Annotated in this window: 13 protein-coding genes; 10 read left to right on the plus strand and 3 right to left on the minus strand. The window is 64.1% G+C overall.

What is annotated here, in order from left to right; all coding sequences use genetic code 11:
- The first annotated feature begins 446 nt into the window (after window positions 1–446).
- Window positions 447–1,829 (plus strand): NCS2 family permease, encoded by a 1,383-nt coding sequence (locus BXE_RS07370; protein ID WP_011487738.1) that lies wholly within the window; start codon window positions 447–449, stop codon window positions 1,827–1,829.
- A gap of 126 nt (window positions 1,830–1,955) precedes the next feature.
- Here the strand turns inward: BXE_RS07370 and BXE_RS07375 are convergent, their stop codons facing one another.
- Together BXE_RS07375 and BXE_RS07380 are read right to left on the minus strand one after the other, a co-directional pair.
- A complete protein-coding gene (locus BXE_RS07375; RefSeq protein ID WP_011487739.1) occupies window positions 1,956–2,138 on the minus strand; it encodes a hypothetical protein in 183 nt (60 codons plus the stop codon).
- A 181-nt stretch (window positions 2,139–2,319) separates the two neighbouring features.
- Entirely contained in the window at window positions 2,320–3,243 is a 924-nt protein-coding gene (locus tag BXE_RS07380) for an NAD-dependent epimerase/dehydratase family protein (protein WP_038458109.1), read from the minus strand.
- A gap of 106 nt (window positions 3,244–3,349) precedes the next feature.
- On the opposite strand from BXE_RS07380, the gene BXE_RS07385 reads away from it, so the two are divergent.
- The 8 genes from BXE_RS07385 (at window position 3,350) to hutG (ending at window position 12,878) form a co-directional block, all read left to right on the plus strand.
- On the plus strand, window positions 3,350–4,246 hold the full coding sequence (locus BXE_RS07385; RefSeq protein WP_011487741.1) for a LysR family transcriptional regulator: 897 nt from the start codon (window positions 3,350–3,352) through the stop codon (window positions 4,244–4,246).
- Window positions 4,247–4,614: 368 nt separating this feature from the next.
- On the plus strand, window positions 4,615–6,138 hold the full coding sequence (gene hutH, locus BXE_RS07390; RefSeq protein WP_011487742.1) for a histidine ammonia-lyase: 1,524 nt from the start codon (window positions 4,615–4,617) through the stop codon (window positions 6,136–6,138).
- A 24-nt stretch (window positions 6,139–6,162) separates the two neighbouring features.
- Window positions 6,163–6,858 (plus strand): histidine utilization repressor, encoded by a 696-nt coding sequence (gene hutC / locus BXE_RS07395; RefSeq protein ID WP_011487743.1) that lies wholly within the window; start codon window positions 6,163–6,165, stop codon window positions 6,856–6,858.
- Between the two features lie 62 nt (window positions 6,859–6,920).
- Window positions 6,921–8,609: a urocanate hydratase gene (hutU, locus tag BXE_RS07400; RefSeq protein WP_011487744.1), complete on the plus strand. Its 1,689-nt coding sequence runs from the start codon at window positions 6,921–6,923 to the stop codon at window positions 8,607–8,609.
- A 2-nt stretch (window positions 8,610–8,611) separates the two neighbouring features.
- Window positions 8,612–9,250, plus strand: a complete 639-nt coding sequence (locus BXE_RS07405) for a HutD/Ves family protein (protein WP_011487745.1) — start codon at window positions 8,612–8,614, stop codon at window positions 9,248–9,250.
- A gap of 85 nt (window positions 9,251–9,335) precedes the next feature.
- A complete protein-coding gene (hutI, locus tag BXE_RS07410; protein ID WP_038456506.1) occupies window positions 9,336–10,571 on the plus strand; it encodes an imidazolonepropionase in 1,236 nt (411 codons plus the stop codon).
- 26 nt (window positions 10,572–10,597) lie between these two features.
- Window positions 10,598–11,995 (plus strand): formimidoylglutamate deiminase, encoded by a 1,398-nt coding sequence (locus BXE_RS07415; RefSeq protein ID WP_038458104.1) that lies wholly within the window; start codon window positions 10,598–10,600, stop codon window positions 11,993–11,995.
- Between the two features lie 67 nt (window positions 11,996–12,062).
- Window positions 12,063–12,878, plus strand: coding sequence for an N-formylglutamate deformylase (gene hutG, locus BXE_RS07420; RefSeq protein WP_011487748.1), 816 nt, complete (start codon window positions 12,063–12,065; stop codon window positions 12,876–12,878).
- 277 nt (window positions 12,879–13,155) lie between these two features.
- Here the strand turns inward: hutG and BXE_RS46435 are convergent, their stop codons facing one another.
- A complete protein-coding gene (locus BXE_RS46435; RefSeq protein ID WP_167540870.1) occupies window positions 13,156–13,296 on the minus strand; it encodes a hypothetical protein in 141 nt (46 codons plus the stop codon).
- 334 nt (window positions 13,297–13,630) lie between these two features.
- Here BXE_RS46435 and BXE_RS07425 point away from each other — a divergent pair, with 334 nt between their 5' ends.
- Window positions 13,631–14,296: a hypothetical protein gene (locus BXE_RS07425; protein WP_038458101.1), complete on the plus strand. Its 666-nt coding sequence runs from the start codon at window positions 13,631–13,633 to the stop codon at window positions 14,294–14,296.
- Window positions 14,297–14,582 lie beyond the last annotated feature (286 nt).

Genomic DNA, 14,582 nt, shown 5'->3' on the forward strand with positions numbered 1-14,582 from the left:
CTCCAAGGGCCGGTGCGGACGGGCCCAGTGGGCTGCCGCGGTTAAAACGGGTACGGGCCAGAGTGTAACCCGCGACGTTGGGCGGCTCCGGTTTTGCAGGCAATCTGACAGGTGGCCCCAAGCACGGTTCATGCCGCTGCGCCGATGTGTCGGCGGGCCGCGCACCGCATGGGCAGTGTCGAAACTCTCAAAACCCTTTCATCCGTTCGTGACGGATCGTAGGTGTTAACGCGCGGCCTGCGAGGCTGCTTTGCCGTGCCTTAAACGATATAAGCGTCGCGACATGCCGGGCATGCCATTCATGCGATGGGAGACATATTTGTGTTGCCCTACATTTCGAGACAGCAAAAAAGACCCCATCCCACACTAAACCAACGCAACGAGACGAACCTGATGACGACCGTATCGACGGCCGTTTCAGCACGCTGATAAAGGAGGCACTCATCATGATGGAACCCCACGCCCAACCGATTTCCGAAGTCGGCGCCGAATCATTCGACGCAAAGGGCTTTCTCGACCGCTACTTCGAAATCTCTTCGCGCGGCAGTTCGCAGCGTCAGGAAATCGTCGCGGGTATCACGACCTTTCTCGCGATGGTCTATTCCGTGTTCGTCGTGCCGGGCATGTTCGGCAAAGCGGGCTTCGACACCAGCGCGGTGTTCGTCGCCGTGTGTCTGACCACGGCGTTCGGCTCGCTGCTGATGGGCGTGTGGGCGCGTTTGCCGATTGCGATCGGCTGCGCGATTTCGCTGACGGCGTTCACCGCGTTCGGCCTCGTGCTCGGCAGGGGCCTGCATCCGAATGTCGCACTCGGCGCGGTGTTCCTGATGGGTGTCGTGTTCACCGCGATCTCGGTGACGGGCGTGCGTTCGTGGATTCTGCGCAACCTGCCGACAGGCATCGCGCACGGCACGGGCATCGGCATCGGCCTCTTCCTGCTCCTGATCGCCGCCAACGACGTGGGTCTCGTCGTGAAGAATCCCGGTGCCGGTCTGCCGGTGTCGCTCGGCAATATCACGGCGTTGCCGGCGCTGATGTCGGTGGCGGGACTCGCGGCCATCTTCGGTCTGGTGCGCCGCCGCGTGCCGGGCTCGATCCTGATCGTGATCGTGGCGATTTCGGCGATCGCGCTCGCCGTCGATCCGGCCGTGTCGTTTCACGGCGTGTTCGCGGTGCCGTCGCTGAGCGCGCCGGGTCATGCTTCGCTGATCGGCGCGATGGACCTCAAGGGCGCCTTGTCGATGGCGGTCCTGCCTAGCGTGCTGGCGCTCGTGATGACCGCGGTGTTCGATGCCACGGGCACGATCCGCGCCGTCGCGGGACAAGCAGGGCAGCTCGATGAAAACGGCCGCATCATCAACGGCGGCCGCGCGTTGACGGCCGACTCGCTGAGCTCGATTTTCTCGGGCCTGCTCGGCGGCGCACCCGCTGCGGCCTATATCGAATCGACGGTCGGCGTGGCGGCAGGCGCGAAGACCGGCATGGCGGCCGCGGTGGTGGGGCTGCTGTTTCTCGTGGTGATGTTCTTCTCGCCGCTCGCCGGTCTCGTGCCTTCGTATGCGACGGCGCCCGCGCTGATGTACGTGGGCCTGCTGATGCTCTCGAACGTCAGCAAGCTGCACATGGACGACATGGTCGACTCGATGTCGGGCCTGATGTGCGCGGTGTTCATCGTGCTGACCGCCAACATCGTGACGGGCATCATGCTCGGCTTCGCGACGCTGGTGATCGGCCGCGTGGTCAGCGGCGAGTATCGCAAGCTGAACGTGGGCACGGTGGCTATCGCGATCGTGCTGGTGGGTTTTTATCTCGGCGGCTGGGCGATCTGATGGTGCCGGGTGCGCAGCGGGGCGTCATGCATTCCGGCGTCCCGCTTCGGCGAACAGCCCGAATGGTTCCGATTGCGAGTTGACGTTCAACTTCGCACGCGGCGCCGGCCTCGAAGCGCCCACGCTTCAAAGCGCCATGTCGAAGGCGGGCTTGAGGAACAGCTCGATCGCCATCACGGCGAGTCCCATTGCGGCCGCTGACAGCGTCAACGTGCCGTATTCGTCGTAGCGTGCATCGTAGAGACACGCCACGACGAAAAGTATCGCCAGCAGATTGGTTAGCCAATCGAAATTCAGCGCGTAAATCATCGATCAAATCCGGGCTCATGCGCGACTCGGACTGTCGAATCGCGCGATCAGGTGAGCGCGATTCTATCGAGTTGAGCTTACGGATTCGCAACGGCTGCGCTTACATGGATTACGCCCTTCCGGTGCCCCCGGGCGCCCGGAAGAGGCTCTCTCGGGGCCGCCCCGAAGCGCGGCCCTTCGTTCACGCTTCGGATGACGCCCCCTTCGGCGACATCATCTCGTGCTCGATCCAGTCGATCACCGAGGTACGCTTCGGTTGCCAGCCGAGCAGCTTGCGGGCGCGCTCGCCGCGCACGCGGCTGTTCGAGCCGAGGCCATACGAAGCCATTTCGTAGCCCCATTCCTTTTGCGCTTCTTCGAGCGGCCAGTCTTGCGGTTCGCCGAGCTTCATCGCGCGCGCAATCGCGGCGCTCATGTCGCGGAACGACGCCTCGCCGCTTTCGACGAAATAGAACGTGCCCGCCGGCGTTTTCTCGAGTGCGAGGCGATAGAGCTCGGCCACGTCGTCGATATGCACGTTCGACCAGATGTTGCCGCCGCTGCCCACGTGACGCACCACGCCGCTCTTCTGCGCCTGACGCACGAGGCGCGGCAATTGCACGCTCGCGCTGCCGGACACCGCGCCGTGGCCGTAAATCAGCGTGTTGCACAGTACGGCCGAGCGGATGTTCTGCTGCGCGGCGTCGAGCACGAGTTGATCGATCGCCACGCGCGCGGCTTTGTCGGCGGTCGGCGTGGGCAACGCGTCTTCGTGATAGATGCGCGCCTGACCCGCTTCGCCGCCCGATGCATCGCCGACGATGCTCGAACCGCTCGTGTGCAGGAACGTCTTGCCGGACCCGGCGAGTCCTTCGATCAGCGCTTTCACCGCGCCTTCATGGTCGCTGCTCGCGGCATTGATGACGGCATCGGCGGCTTTCGCTTCGGCGATCAGCAACGCGCGGTCGTCGAGCGTGCCGATCACGGGTTCGATACCGAGCCGCTTCAGTTCGGCGCCATGTTCGGGGTTGCGGATCAGACCGCGAACGGTGTGGCCGGCGCGCGCGAGATGCGCTGCAATGGATCCCCCGATGAAACCGCTTGCGCCCGTGATGAAAATCTTCAATTCGTTCTCCTTGGTGAGAAACACGATGACATGCACACAGTATCCGCCTTCCTGATTCTCGCAAAAAGCGTGTTAGTCTCAAATCAAACTTGATTTGAAATCAACAATGAAAACTTCGACCGACGAGTTGCTGGTGTTCGTCACGGTGATCGACAGCGGCTCGATCACCGCGGCCGCCGAGAAATTGGGCCAAACCGTTTCCGGGGTGAGCCGCGCGCTCGCGCGCCTCGAAAAGAAACTCGATACCGCGCTGGTGCGGCGCACGACACGCCGTCTGCAACTCACCGAAGAAGGCGAGACCTTCCTGCAACACGCCCGCGCGATTCTGCACGCAATGGAAGAGGCCGAAGAGTCCGTCACGCGAGGACGCGAGCGGCCTTCGGGACGCTTGCGTGTCGATGCCGCGTCGCCCTTCATGCTGCATTGCGTGGCGCCGCATATGACGGCGTTTTCGGCGCTGTATCCGGAGATCCGGCTGGAGTTGACGAGCAACGAACGGATCGTCGATCTGCTGGAGCAGAAGGTGGACATCGCGATTCGCATCGGCGAGTTGCAGGATTCGACCTTGCATGCGCGTGCGTTGGGCACCAGCAAGCTGCGCGTGCTCGCGAGCCCGGCGTATCTGGCTGAATATGGCGAACCCAGATCGGTGGAGGCGTTGCGCGAGCATCGGCTGATCGGCTTCACGGCGCCCGAGCACCTGAACCGCTGGCCGTTGCGGGAAGGGCGCAAGGGCGGGGCCGAAGCGCTGAAGATCGAACCGGCGATCACCGCATCGAGCGGCGAGACATTGCGGCAACTGGCGTTGTCGGGCTGGGGCATCGCGTGTCTGGCCGACTTCATGAGCGCCGCCGACGTGCGCGAAAAGCGCCTCGTGCCGATTCTCGGCAACGTGCTGGTGGATGAACGGCAGCGGGTGAGCGCGGTGTATTACCAGAGCGCGTCGCTGGCGGGGCGCGTGCAGTGTTTTCTGGATTTCATCGCGGCGCGCGTGAAGCTCTAGCGACGTTGTGCGATTCATTCGCCTGAAACGAAGCCCGCGGCTTGCCTGAGTTCGCGGGCTTTTTTGCGCCGTCGGCAGCCTCGCCTATAACGCTCTCATGGGCATGGAGCGGCGGCCCGGCCGGAGGCGGAATCTTTTTGTCCGCGTGGCGCCTGCCATTTTTAAGGTGTATATACAAGTTAAGTCCGCCAGACGGGAAATGCGGTACGCAGCGGGCGGCCGCTGAAGCTGTCGCCATTGGCAAGATCCACGCCAAGCATGCATTACGCCCTAATGGAAACTCCCAGGCCGAATCCTTGAAAAACAAGTTGTATATACAAGAAGGCGCCGCTAAACTTCTCTCGAATTGTATAGACAGGACGACAACCATGATGAATCTGAAGCCCGGCCACCTGACTCTCCCGCAACTGCGCCAGATCGCGCGCGAACATGTCGCATTGCAACTCGATCCCGCCAGCCATGCCGCGATCGACGCCTGCGCGCAAGCCGTCGCCGATATCGCCGCGAAGGGCGAGCCGGCCTACGGCATCAACACGGGCTTTGGGCGCCTCGCCAGCACGCATATTCCGCACGACCAACTCGAACTGTTGCAGCGCAATCTGGTGCTCTCTCACGCGGTCGGCGTGGGTGAGCCGATGTCGCGTCCGGTCGTGCGTCTGCTGATCGCGCTGAAACTCTCGAGCCTCGGCCGCGGCCATTCGGGCATTCGCCGTGAAGTGATGGACGCGCTGATCACGCTGTACAACGCCGACGTGCTGCCGGTGATTCCGGTCAAGGGTTCGGTCGGTGCATCGGGCGACCTCGCGCCGCTCGCGCATATGTCGGCGGCGCTGCTCGGCGTCGGCGAAGTGTTCGCGAAGGGCGAGCGCATGCCGGCCACCGAGGGTCTCGCGCTCGTCGGCCTCAAGCCGCTCACGCTGCAAGCCAAAGAGGGGCTGGCGCTCCTGAACGGCACGCAGGCTTCGACGGCGCTCGCGCTGTACAACATGTTCGCCATCGAAGACCTGTACCGCACCGCGCTGGTGTCGGGCGCATTGTCGGTAGATGCCGCAATGGGCTCGGTCAAGCCGTTCGACGCGCGCATTCACGAGTTGCGCGGCCATCAAGGTCAGATCGACGCGGCGGCGGCATACCGCTCGCTGCTGGAAGGTTCGGCAATCAACGTTTCGCACGCCGATTGCGACAAGGTGCAGGACCCGTACAGCCTGCGCTGCCAGCCGCAAGTCATGGGCGCGTGTCTGGATCAGATGCGCCACGCGGCCAACGTGCTGCTGCTCGAAGCGAACGCGGTCTCCGACAATCCGCTGATTTTCCCCGACACCGGCGAAGTGCTGTCGGGCGGTAACTTCCACGCAGAGCCGGTCGCCTTCGCGGCCGATAACCTCGCGCTCGCCGCCGCCGAAATCGGCGCGCTGGCCGAACGCCGCATCGCGCTGCTGATCGACGCGACGCTGTCGGGCCTGCCGCCGTTCCTCGTGCGCGATGGCGGCGTGAATTCGGGCTTCATGATCGCGCACGTCACGGCTGCGGCGCTCGCCTCGGAAAACAAGACGCTCGCGCATCCGGCTTCGGTCGATTCGCTGCCCACTTCGGCAAACCAGGAAGACCACGTGTCGATGGCGACGTTCGCCGCGCGCAAGCTCGGCGACATTGCTGAAAACACCGCGAACATTCTGTCGATCGAACTGCTCGCCGCCGCGCAAGGCGTCGATCTGCGCGCGCCGCACAAGACCAGCCCGAGCCTGCAGAAAGCGATGGACACAGTGCGCAAGGACGTCGCGCATTACGAGCTCGACCATTATTTCGCACCGGATATCGCGGCTGTCACGCGCCTCGTGCAGAACGGCACGATCGCGAAGCTGAGCCCGTTCTCCTTCGCGTCCGAACAGTAAGTTTCAAGCACGCATATCAAGCCAATGAACGCACCGGCCTATCAGGGCATCAAGGACTTCATCCTCGCGCGCATCCATGCGGGCGAATGGGGTGAAGGCGACCAGGTGCCCTCCGAAAACGAGCTCGCGCGCGAATTCAACGTGGCGCGCATGACGGTCAACCGCGCGTTGCGCGAGCTGACCTCGGAGCAGGTGCTCACGCGTGTGCAAGGTTCGGGCACGTTCGTGGCCCGTCCCAAGTACGAATCGACGCTGGTGGCGATCCGCAGCATCTCCGACGAAATCGTCGCGCGCGGTCATCGTTATCAGGCGAAGGTGCTGCATATCGGCGCGAGCATCGCCGACGAAGCGCTCGCCGGGGAAATGCAGGTGAGCGCGGGCAGCCCGGTGTTTCATTCGCGCGTGCTGCATTTCGAAAACGACGAGCCGGTGCAGCTCGAAGAGCGTTGGGTCAATCCGGCGGTCGCGCCCGAGTACGCGCGGCAGGACTTCACCAACACCACGCCGAACCAGTATCTCGTGCGCGTCGCGCCGTTGCAGCGGGTCGAGTACCGCATCGAGGCGCTGGCCGCCGACGCCGATACGCGCGAACTGTTGACGATGGACGAACTGGAGCCCTGCCTCGTGCTGCATCGGCGCACGTGGTCGCAAAGCCAGGTCGCATCGATCGCCAATCTCTGGCATCCCGGCAGCCGCTATCGCTTCACCGGACATTTCTGACTACGCCGTCTTTTCCGAACCCGAATCTTTTTCGACCATCTTCAAGCATTCCGAGGGCCATCATGAACAACCCGAAACACATCGACCCGCGTCTCGATCCGACCCGCACGATCCGCGCACCGCGCGGCGCGGAAAAGACCTGCAAGACCTGGATCGCGGAAGCCGCGTACCGGATGATCCAGAACAATCTGGACCCGGAAGTCGCCGAGCATCCGCATGCGCTGGTCGTGTACGGTGGCATTGGCCGTGCGGCGCGCAACTGGGACTGCTTCGATCAGATTCTCAAGTCGCTGAAGGATCTCGAGGAAAACGAAACGCTGTTGATTCAATCCGGCAAGCCGGTCGGCGTGTTCCACACGCATGCCGACGCGCCGCGCGTGCTGCTGGCGAATTCGAATCTGGTGCCGCATTGGGCGACGTGGGAACACTTCCACGAACTCGACCGCAAGGGCCTGATGATGTACGGCCAGATGACGGCGGGCAGCTGGATTTACATCGGCAGCCAGGGCATCGTGCAGGGCACCTACGAGACGTTCTTCTCGGTGGCGAACCAGCATTTCAACGGCGAGCCGAAGGGCCGCTGGATCCTGACCGGCGGCCTCGGCGGCATGGGCGGCGCGCAGCCGCTCGCGGCCACGATGGCCGGTTTCTCGATGATCGCGGTGGAATGCGACGAGACGCGCATCGACTTCCGCCTGAAGACGCGCTACGTCGACAGGAAAGCGCAGACGCTCGATGAGGCGCTCGCCATGCTCGACGAAGCGAAGCTGGCCGGCAAGCCGGTTTCGATCGGCCTGCTGGGCAATGCCGCCGACGTGTTCGCCGAGTGCGTGACGCGTGGCATCACGCCGGATTGCGTGACCGATCAGACCAGCGCGCACGATCCGATTCACGGCTACCTCCCGCAAGGCTGGAATGTCGAAGACTGGCGTGAGCGTATGAAGACCGCGCCGGATTCGATCATCACGCCGGCCAAACAGTCGATGGCCAACCAGGTGCAAGCCATGCTGACGCTGCAGGAACGCGGCGCGGCCACGCTCGACTACGGCAACAACATCCGTCAGATGGCGCTGGAAATGGGCGTGAAAAACGCGTTCGATTTCCCGGGTTTCGTGCCGGCGTATATCCGCCCGCTGTTCTGCGAAGGCAAGGGCCCGTTCCGCTGGGTCGCGCTGTCGGGCGATCCTGAGGATATCTACAAGACCGATGCGAAGGTCAAGGAACTGATCCCCGACGATCCGCATCTGCACAACTGGCTCGACATGGCGCGCGAACGCATCGCGTTCCAGGGCTTGCCCGCGCGGATCTGCTGGGTCGGCGTGAAGGACCGCTATCGTCTGGGCCAGGCGTTCAACGAAATGGTCAGGAACGGCGAACTGAAGGCGCCGATCGTGATCGGCCGCGATCACCTCGACACCGGTTCGGTGGCGAGCCCGAATCGCGAAACCGAATCGATGAAGGACGGCTCGGACGCGGTCAGCGACTGGCCGCTGCTCAACGCGCTGCTGAATACGGCGGGCGGCGCCTCGTGGGTGTCGCTGCATCACGGCGGCGGAGTCGGCATGGGCTTTAGCCAGCACGCGGGCGTCGTGATCGTCGCCGATGGCACGGATGCCGCAAAAGAGCGCCTCGGCCGCGTACTGTTCAACGATCCGGCTACCGGCGTGATGCGTCACGCGGATGCGGGCTATGAACTCGCGCAGCAAACCGCGCGCGAGGCTGGTCTCAATCTGCCGATGCTGGGCCGCTGATCGTGGCGCTTCACGGCACGCTCGTGGTCAGCGGGGCAACCGTCACGCTGATTCGCGGCGCCGAACTCGTGGCGGCGCCCTGGAAGAACGGCGGCGGCGTCACGCGCGAGGTGGCGGCGTTCCCCGAAGGCGCGGGGCTCGATGCTTTCGTGTGGCGGGTGAGCGTGGCCGATGTCGCGCAAGCCGGGCCGTTCTCGCGCTTTGCCGGCATTGATCGCACGCTCGTGTTGTTGTCCGGCGCGGGCATGTTGCTCGACGAAGCCGGCGACGGGCGCGGTGCGCACGGCGTGAAGACATACGCGTTGACGCAAGCGCTCGACATGGCGCATTTCACCGGCGAGGCGCGCATCGACGCGCGCCTCGTCGATGGCGCCACGCGCGACTTCAACCTGATGGTGCGTCGCGACGCGGCGCAGGGCGAAGTGGAAGTGTGGCGGGGCGCCACGCAGCGCACGCTGTCCACGGACGCGGTGCTCCTGTACTGCGCGCAGGGCTTGGTGTCGGTCACGCCCGGCGACGCGCAGCCGCTGCCGCTCGAAACCGGCGACACGCTGCGCATCGATACGCCGCACGCGCTGTCATGCGCGGTGAAAGGCGAGGGCGCCTTGCTCGCGATCAACATCCGCTACGCAAAAAGATGACGACGAGTCGCGTGCACGCTCGCCAATGTCAGGGAGCGCGCACGCGAACCACCACGGACACGCAACAAGCTGCAAAGAGCACGCGATGAAGCAAACCGTCTGGCATCACCTGAAACTTTGCCCGCAGGGCGATCCCCAACATACGCTGGCCGATGCCGCGATCGCCGTTGAAAACGGCACGATCGTGTGGCTCGGCGCGGCCTGCGCATTGCCGGTCGAATACGCCGCATGGCCGCGCGAAGATCTGCACGGCGCGTGGGTCACGCCGGGTCTCGTCGATTGCCATACGCATCTGGTGTACGGCGGGCAGCGCGCGGACGAATTCGCGCAGCGCCTCGCGGGCGTCAGTTATGAAGAAATCGCACGGCAGGGCGGCGGTATCGTGTCCACGGTGCGCGCCACGCGTGCCGCCGACGAAGCCTCGCTACTGCGTCAGTCCGCTGCGCGGCTCGAACCCTTGCTCGCCGAAGGCGTGACGACCGTCGAGATCAAATCCGGCTACGGCCTCGATCTCGCCAGTGAGCGCAAGATGCTGCGCGTAGCGCGCCAATTGGGCGAGCGTTATCCCGTGACCGTCTACACGACGTTTCTCGGCGCGCATGCGTTGCCGCCCGAATTTACCGGGCGTGCCGACGCGTATATCGACGAAGTCTGCAACACCATGCTGCCCGCGCTCGCGGACGAAGGTCTCGTCGACGCGGTCGATGTGTTCTGCGAGCGTATCGGCTTTTCGCTGGAACAGAGCGAGCGCGTCTTCAAGGCGGCGGAGCGTTACCAACTGCCGGTGAAAATGCATGCCGAGCAGTTGTCGAACGGCGGCGGCACGGCGCTCGCGGCGCGTCATCATGCGCTGTCCGCCGACCACCTCGAATTTCTCGACGAAGCCGGCGTCGCCGCAATGAAGGAAGCCGGCACGGTGGCCGTGTTGCTGCCGGGCGCGTATTACTTCATCCGCGAGACGCAGTTGCCGCCGCTGGAATTGCTGCGGCGCTATCAGGTGCCGATTGCAATTTCGACCGACAGCAACCCCGGCACGTCGCCCGCCACTTCGCTGCTGCTGATGATGAATATGGCGACCACGCTGTTTCGCATGACCGTGCCCGAAGTGCTGCAAGGGGTGACGTCGCACGCCGCGCGCGCGCTCGGCAAGGCGGATCGGCACGGCTCGCTGGAAGCAGGGCGCGCGGCCGATTTCGCGGTGTGGTCGGTCGACTCGCTGGCCGAGCTGGCTTACTGGATTGGACGCCCGTTATGCGCGCGAGTGGTGCGCGCGGGCGAGACCGTTTATACGCGGCGTGAATTGAGCCAGGGCCTGAGATGACGCAACCGCAGACGCAACCCCAACCCATGAGTCAATCGACACAATCGCTATTCGCCGCGCACGCGTACCTGCCGGACGGCTGGCACCGCAACGTGCTGCTCGAGTGGGACGCAAACGGCACGCTGACGGCCGTCACGCCTGATACGTCCACGGTGGCCGACGGCGTGCAAAAAGCCGCAGGTCCGCTATTGCCTGGCATGCCGAACCTTCATTCGCATGCGTTTCAGCGCGCAATGGCCGGCCTCACCGAATATCGCGCCGCGTCTGGCGCGGGCGCCACGGACAACTTCTGGAGCTGGCGTGAACTGATGTATCGCTTCGCCGCGCGCATCACGCCGGAAGGTCTGGCGAGCGTCGCACAGTGGCTGTACATCGAGATGCTGAAGGCGGGCTATACGTCGGTGTGCGAGTTTCACTACGTGCATCACATGCCGGGGGGCGAGCGCTATGCGAATCAGGCGGAACTCGCGCAGCGTGTCGTGGACGCGGCATCGGCGAGCGGGATCGGCATGACGATGCTGCCGGTGCTGTATCAGTACAGCGGGTTTGGCTCGCGCGCGCCGCGTGACGACCAGCGGCGTTTCATCAACACACCGGAGAGTCTGCTCGATCTGCTCGGCACGTTGCGCGCGGCGCGCCCTGAAAGTTCTGCGTTGCGTTATGGCGTGGCGCCGCATTCGCTGCGCGCGGTTTCCGCGGATTCATTGCGTGCGCTGCTCGGCGGTATCGACGGCACCGCGCCCGTGCATATTCACATCGCCGAACAGACCGCCGAAGTCGACGCCTGCCTCGAAACCGAAGGCGCGCGTCCGGTGCAATGGCTGCTCGATCGTTTCGATGTCGATAGCCGCTGGTGCCTCGTGCACGCCACCCATGTCGATACGAACGAGACGCTGGCGCTCGCGCGAAGCGGCGCGGTCGCCGGTTTGTGCCTGACGACCGAAGCGAATCTCGGCGACGGCATTTTCCCGGCGCAAGACTATCTCGACGCGCAAGGGCGCATCGGCGTGGGCTCGGATAGCCATATCGGCGTCGATTGGCGCGCGGAGTTGCGCTTGCTCGAATACGGCCAGCGTCTTACGCACCGGCAGCGCAACGTGCTGGCGTCGGCACAGGCCACGCGTGTCGCCGACCGTCTGTACGACGCCGCGCTCGCGGGCGGCGCGCATGCGACGGGCCGCGCGGTCGGCGCCTTGCAGCCGGGCCGCCGGGCCGACTGGCTCGTGCTCGACGCGGATCATTCGAGCATCGCCGAGCATGCGCCGGACACCTGGCTCTCGGGCGTTGTATTCTGCGAGCATGGCGAGACGCCGATTCGCGATGTCTACACCGGTGGCGAGAAGGTCGTCGACAACCGCCGGCATCGCGATGAGGAGGGCGCGTACGCGCGCTATCGCGTGGCGCTGGCGGAGCTGCTCAAATAGACAGCGCGAGCGGGCTTTTGCACGATCTGCTGAACCGATTCTTCGATCCTACTGATTCCGGACTGACATGACTGCTTCGAATACACCGCCGGTTTTCTCGCTGCATCAGGGACGCCTGCCGCTCCTTGTTTCGATTCCGCATCTCGGCACGCAAATTCCCGCCGACATCGCCGCGACCATGACGCCGGCCGCGCAACGCACCGACGATTGCGACTGGCATCTCGATCGTCTCTATGCGTTCGCAAAACGCATGGGCGCGTCGGTTCTTTCACCGACCTACGCGCGTTACGTGATCGACCTGAACCGTCCGCCCGACGGCGCGAACCTATACCCTGGCCAGGACACGACGGGTCTGTTGCCGGTCGATACGTTCGACAGGGAACCGTTGTATCTCGACGGCCATCTGCCCACCGAGGCCGAAGTGGCGCGTCGTCGCGATGCTTACTGGAAGCCGTATCACGAGGCGCTGCAAGGCGAGCTCGCGGCATTGAAAGCGAAACACGGCAGAGTGCTGCTGTGGGAAGCGCATTCGATCCGCTCGCACGTGCCGCGTTTCTTCGACGGACGTCTGCCCGATTTCAACTTCGGCACGGCCAGCGGTGCGAGCGCGGTGGCGGGATTGGCCGAAGAAATGGCCGCTATCGTCGAGCGGCATGAGGGCGGCTATTCGGCGATCGCCAACGGCCGCTTCAAGGGCGGCTATATCACGCGCGCGTATGGGCAGCCGTCGCAAGGCGTGCATGCGCTGCAACTCGAACTGTCGCAGATCACGTATATGGAAGAGCACATGCCGTATGCGTATGACGAAACGCTGGCTGCGAAGGTCGAGCCGTTGCTGGAAGCGCTCGTCGTCAACGCATTGGAGCGCGTCGAGGCGGCGTGACGCCGGCCTTTGCGTCATAGCCTGCACTGTGCAGGTTCTCTCTCTTCTCTTCCACGCGGTTCACGACGCTGCGCGAGTTGCGCAACGCCGTGAACCGCGTCGGCTTATGCCGCAAAGGTGTAACAGCATGTGTCCGTGATTGCATGCTGCCGTGTTCGCGCAGAACGTATAGAACGCGCGTGACGCGTTGCTCCCTGCCCAGCCTGCCGGCGAAAAAAAGCCCCGCCTGTAGCGGGGCTCGACGGTGTGCCGTGCCGGTCAGGGCGTGGCGTCACCTTTAATGGCAGCGGTTTTCCCAGTGATGATGAACGCGCACCTTGTGGCACTCGCGATGATGATGATGCTCATACGCTTGTGCGGGAGCGATGGCGCTCAATGCGGCGACGGCTGCCGCGATGGTGAGGACAATCTTCTTCATTACAGAATCCTTAACTCAATGTTGGGGTGCTAACGCTGTAGCACGGGGCGTACCGCAGCGGTTTTCAAGCATGCCACATTGCGCGCGCAGTGCGGAGGAACGCTGACCAGACACGACTGTCAATTCACGACGGCGAGCGCCGCGAGCCGCCTCTGGCGGTGAAAGGCGGGTAACGGTGCGAACTGGCGCAGTGGCGTGTAATTACGACAGATCGACGCTCACGCGCTGGAATGCCGGGATTGCGCGCAACGCCGTGAAGCGGCTACCCTTTCAAAACGATGACGTGCGCGAGCGCGTGATCACTACATCGGGCAAAAAGATGGAAGACCCAGCGATGGAAGATTCCGACGAATTGCTGCTCCCGGTCTGGCGAGCGAACCTGGTGCTGCTGACCCGCGAGGTCGGTGCGGCGACGCGTCTCGCGCGCATGATGACCTTCTCCGCGAGCTACCTGAAACTGATGTTGTCCGGTCAACGCGAATTCAGCGAGGAATTCGTGCGCGGGATCGAAGCGGTCACCGGATTGCCGGGCGGCTGGATGAATGTGCCGCACACGGGACAGGACATACCGCCCAACGCACGCGAAGCGATCGACAACGAACAGCCGCTCGCGCGCTTTCGCGGCACGGCGCATCCCGTGCGAAAGAAGACGGTGCTGCGGCCGCCCGAGCCGATCTTCGGCCAGCCGGGACCGGCCAGACGTGTCGAGGAAGAAAACCTCGACGCCGAAGCGCACCGGCGCCAGGCGCATTTTCGCAAGGTCCGCGACGTGGCGGTTCAGGAGGTGCGGCGTTTCGAGCGGCATCTGAGTCATGCGCCGGTGGAACTGGCGTCGATGCGCGCGAAGGTGGAAGACGTGATCGCCGCCGCCGATCTCGATGACCCGATTCAGGCCGATCTCGCGGGACGGCTGGAGCAGATCGAAAAACATCGTCATCTGCTGCTCAGGCACGTGGAGCGATTGCAGGCTTTGCTCGGGCAACTCGGCGAAACGGAGTGATGGCGCGCCGATGTCCGCGCCGCTGTCCCTACATCATGTGTGCCTGTTCGATTCCAGGTAGCTGGATCTGGACGGGTGAAACGCCTGGAAACAACCAAAACGCGCGCCGGCCGCCAATGTGCTAAAACCACGCTACGAACTGAGCCGGGGTGCATCTTGGGGAAAATAGCCGTTACGCTGCAACGGGCGCTCGCCGGCGTCATGGCCTTGCCGTGCGTCGCGCGAACGGTGCGGCGCGTGCTTCGCGTTGCATTCGCTTCGAATCCCCGAGCCTTGCGCGCCAGGG

This window comes from Paraburkholderia xenovorans LB400 (assembly GCF_000013645.1).
In the GTDB taxonomy this organism is placed as follows: Bacteria; Pseudomonadota; Gammaproteobacteria; order Burkholderiales; family Burkholderiaceae; genus Paraburkholderia; species Paraburkholderia xenovorans.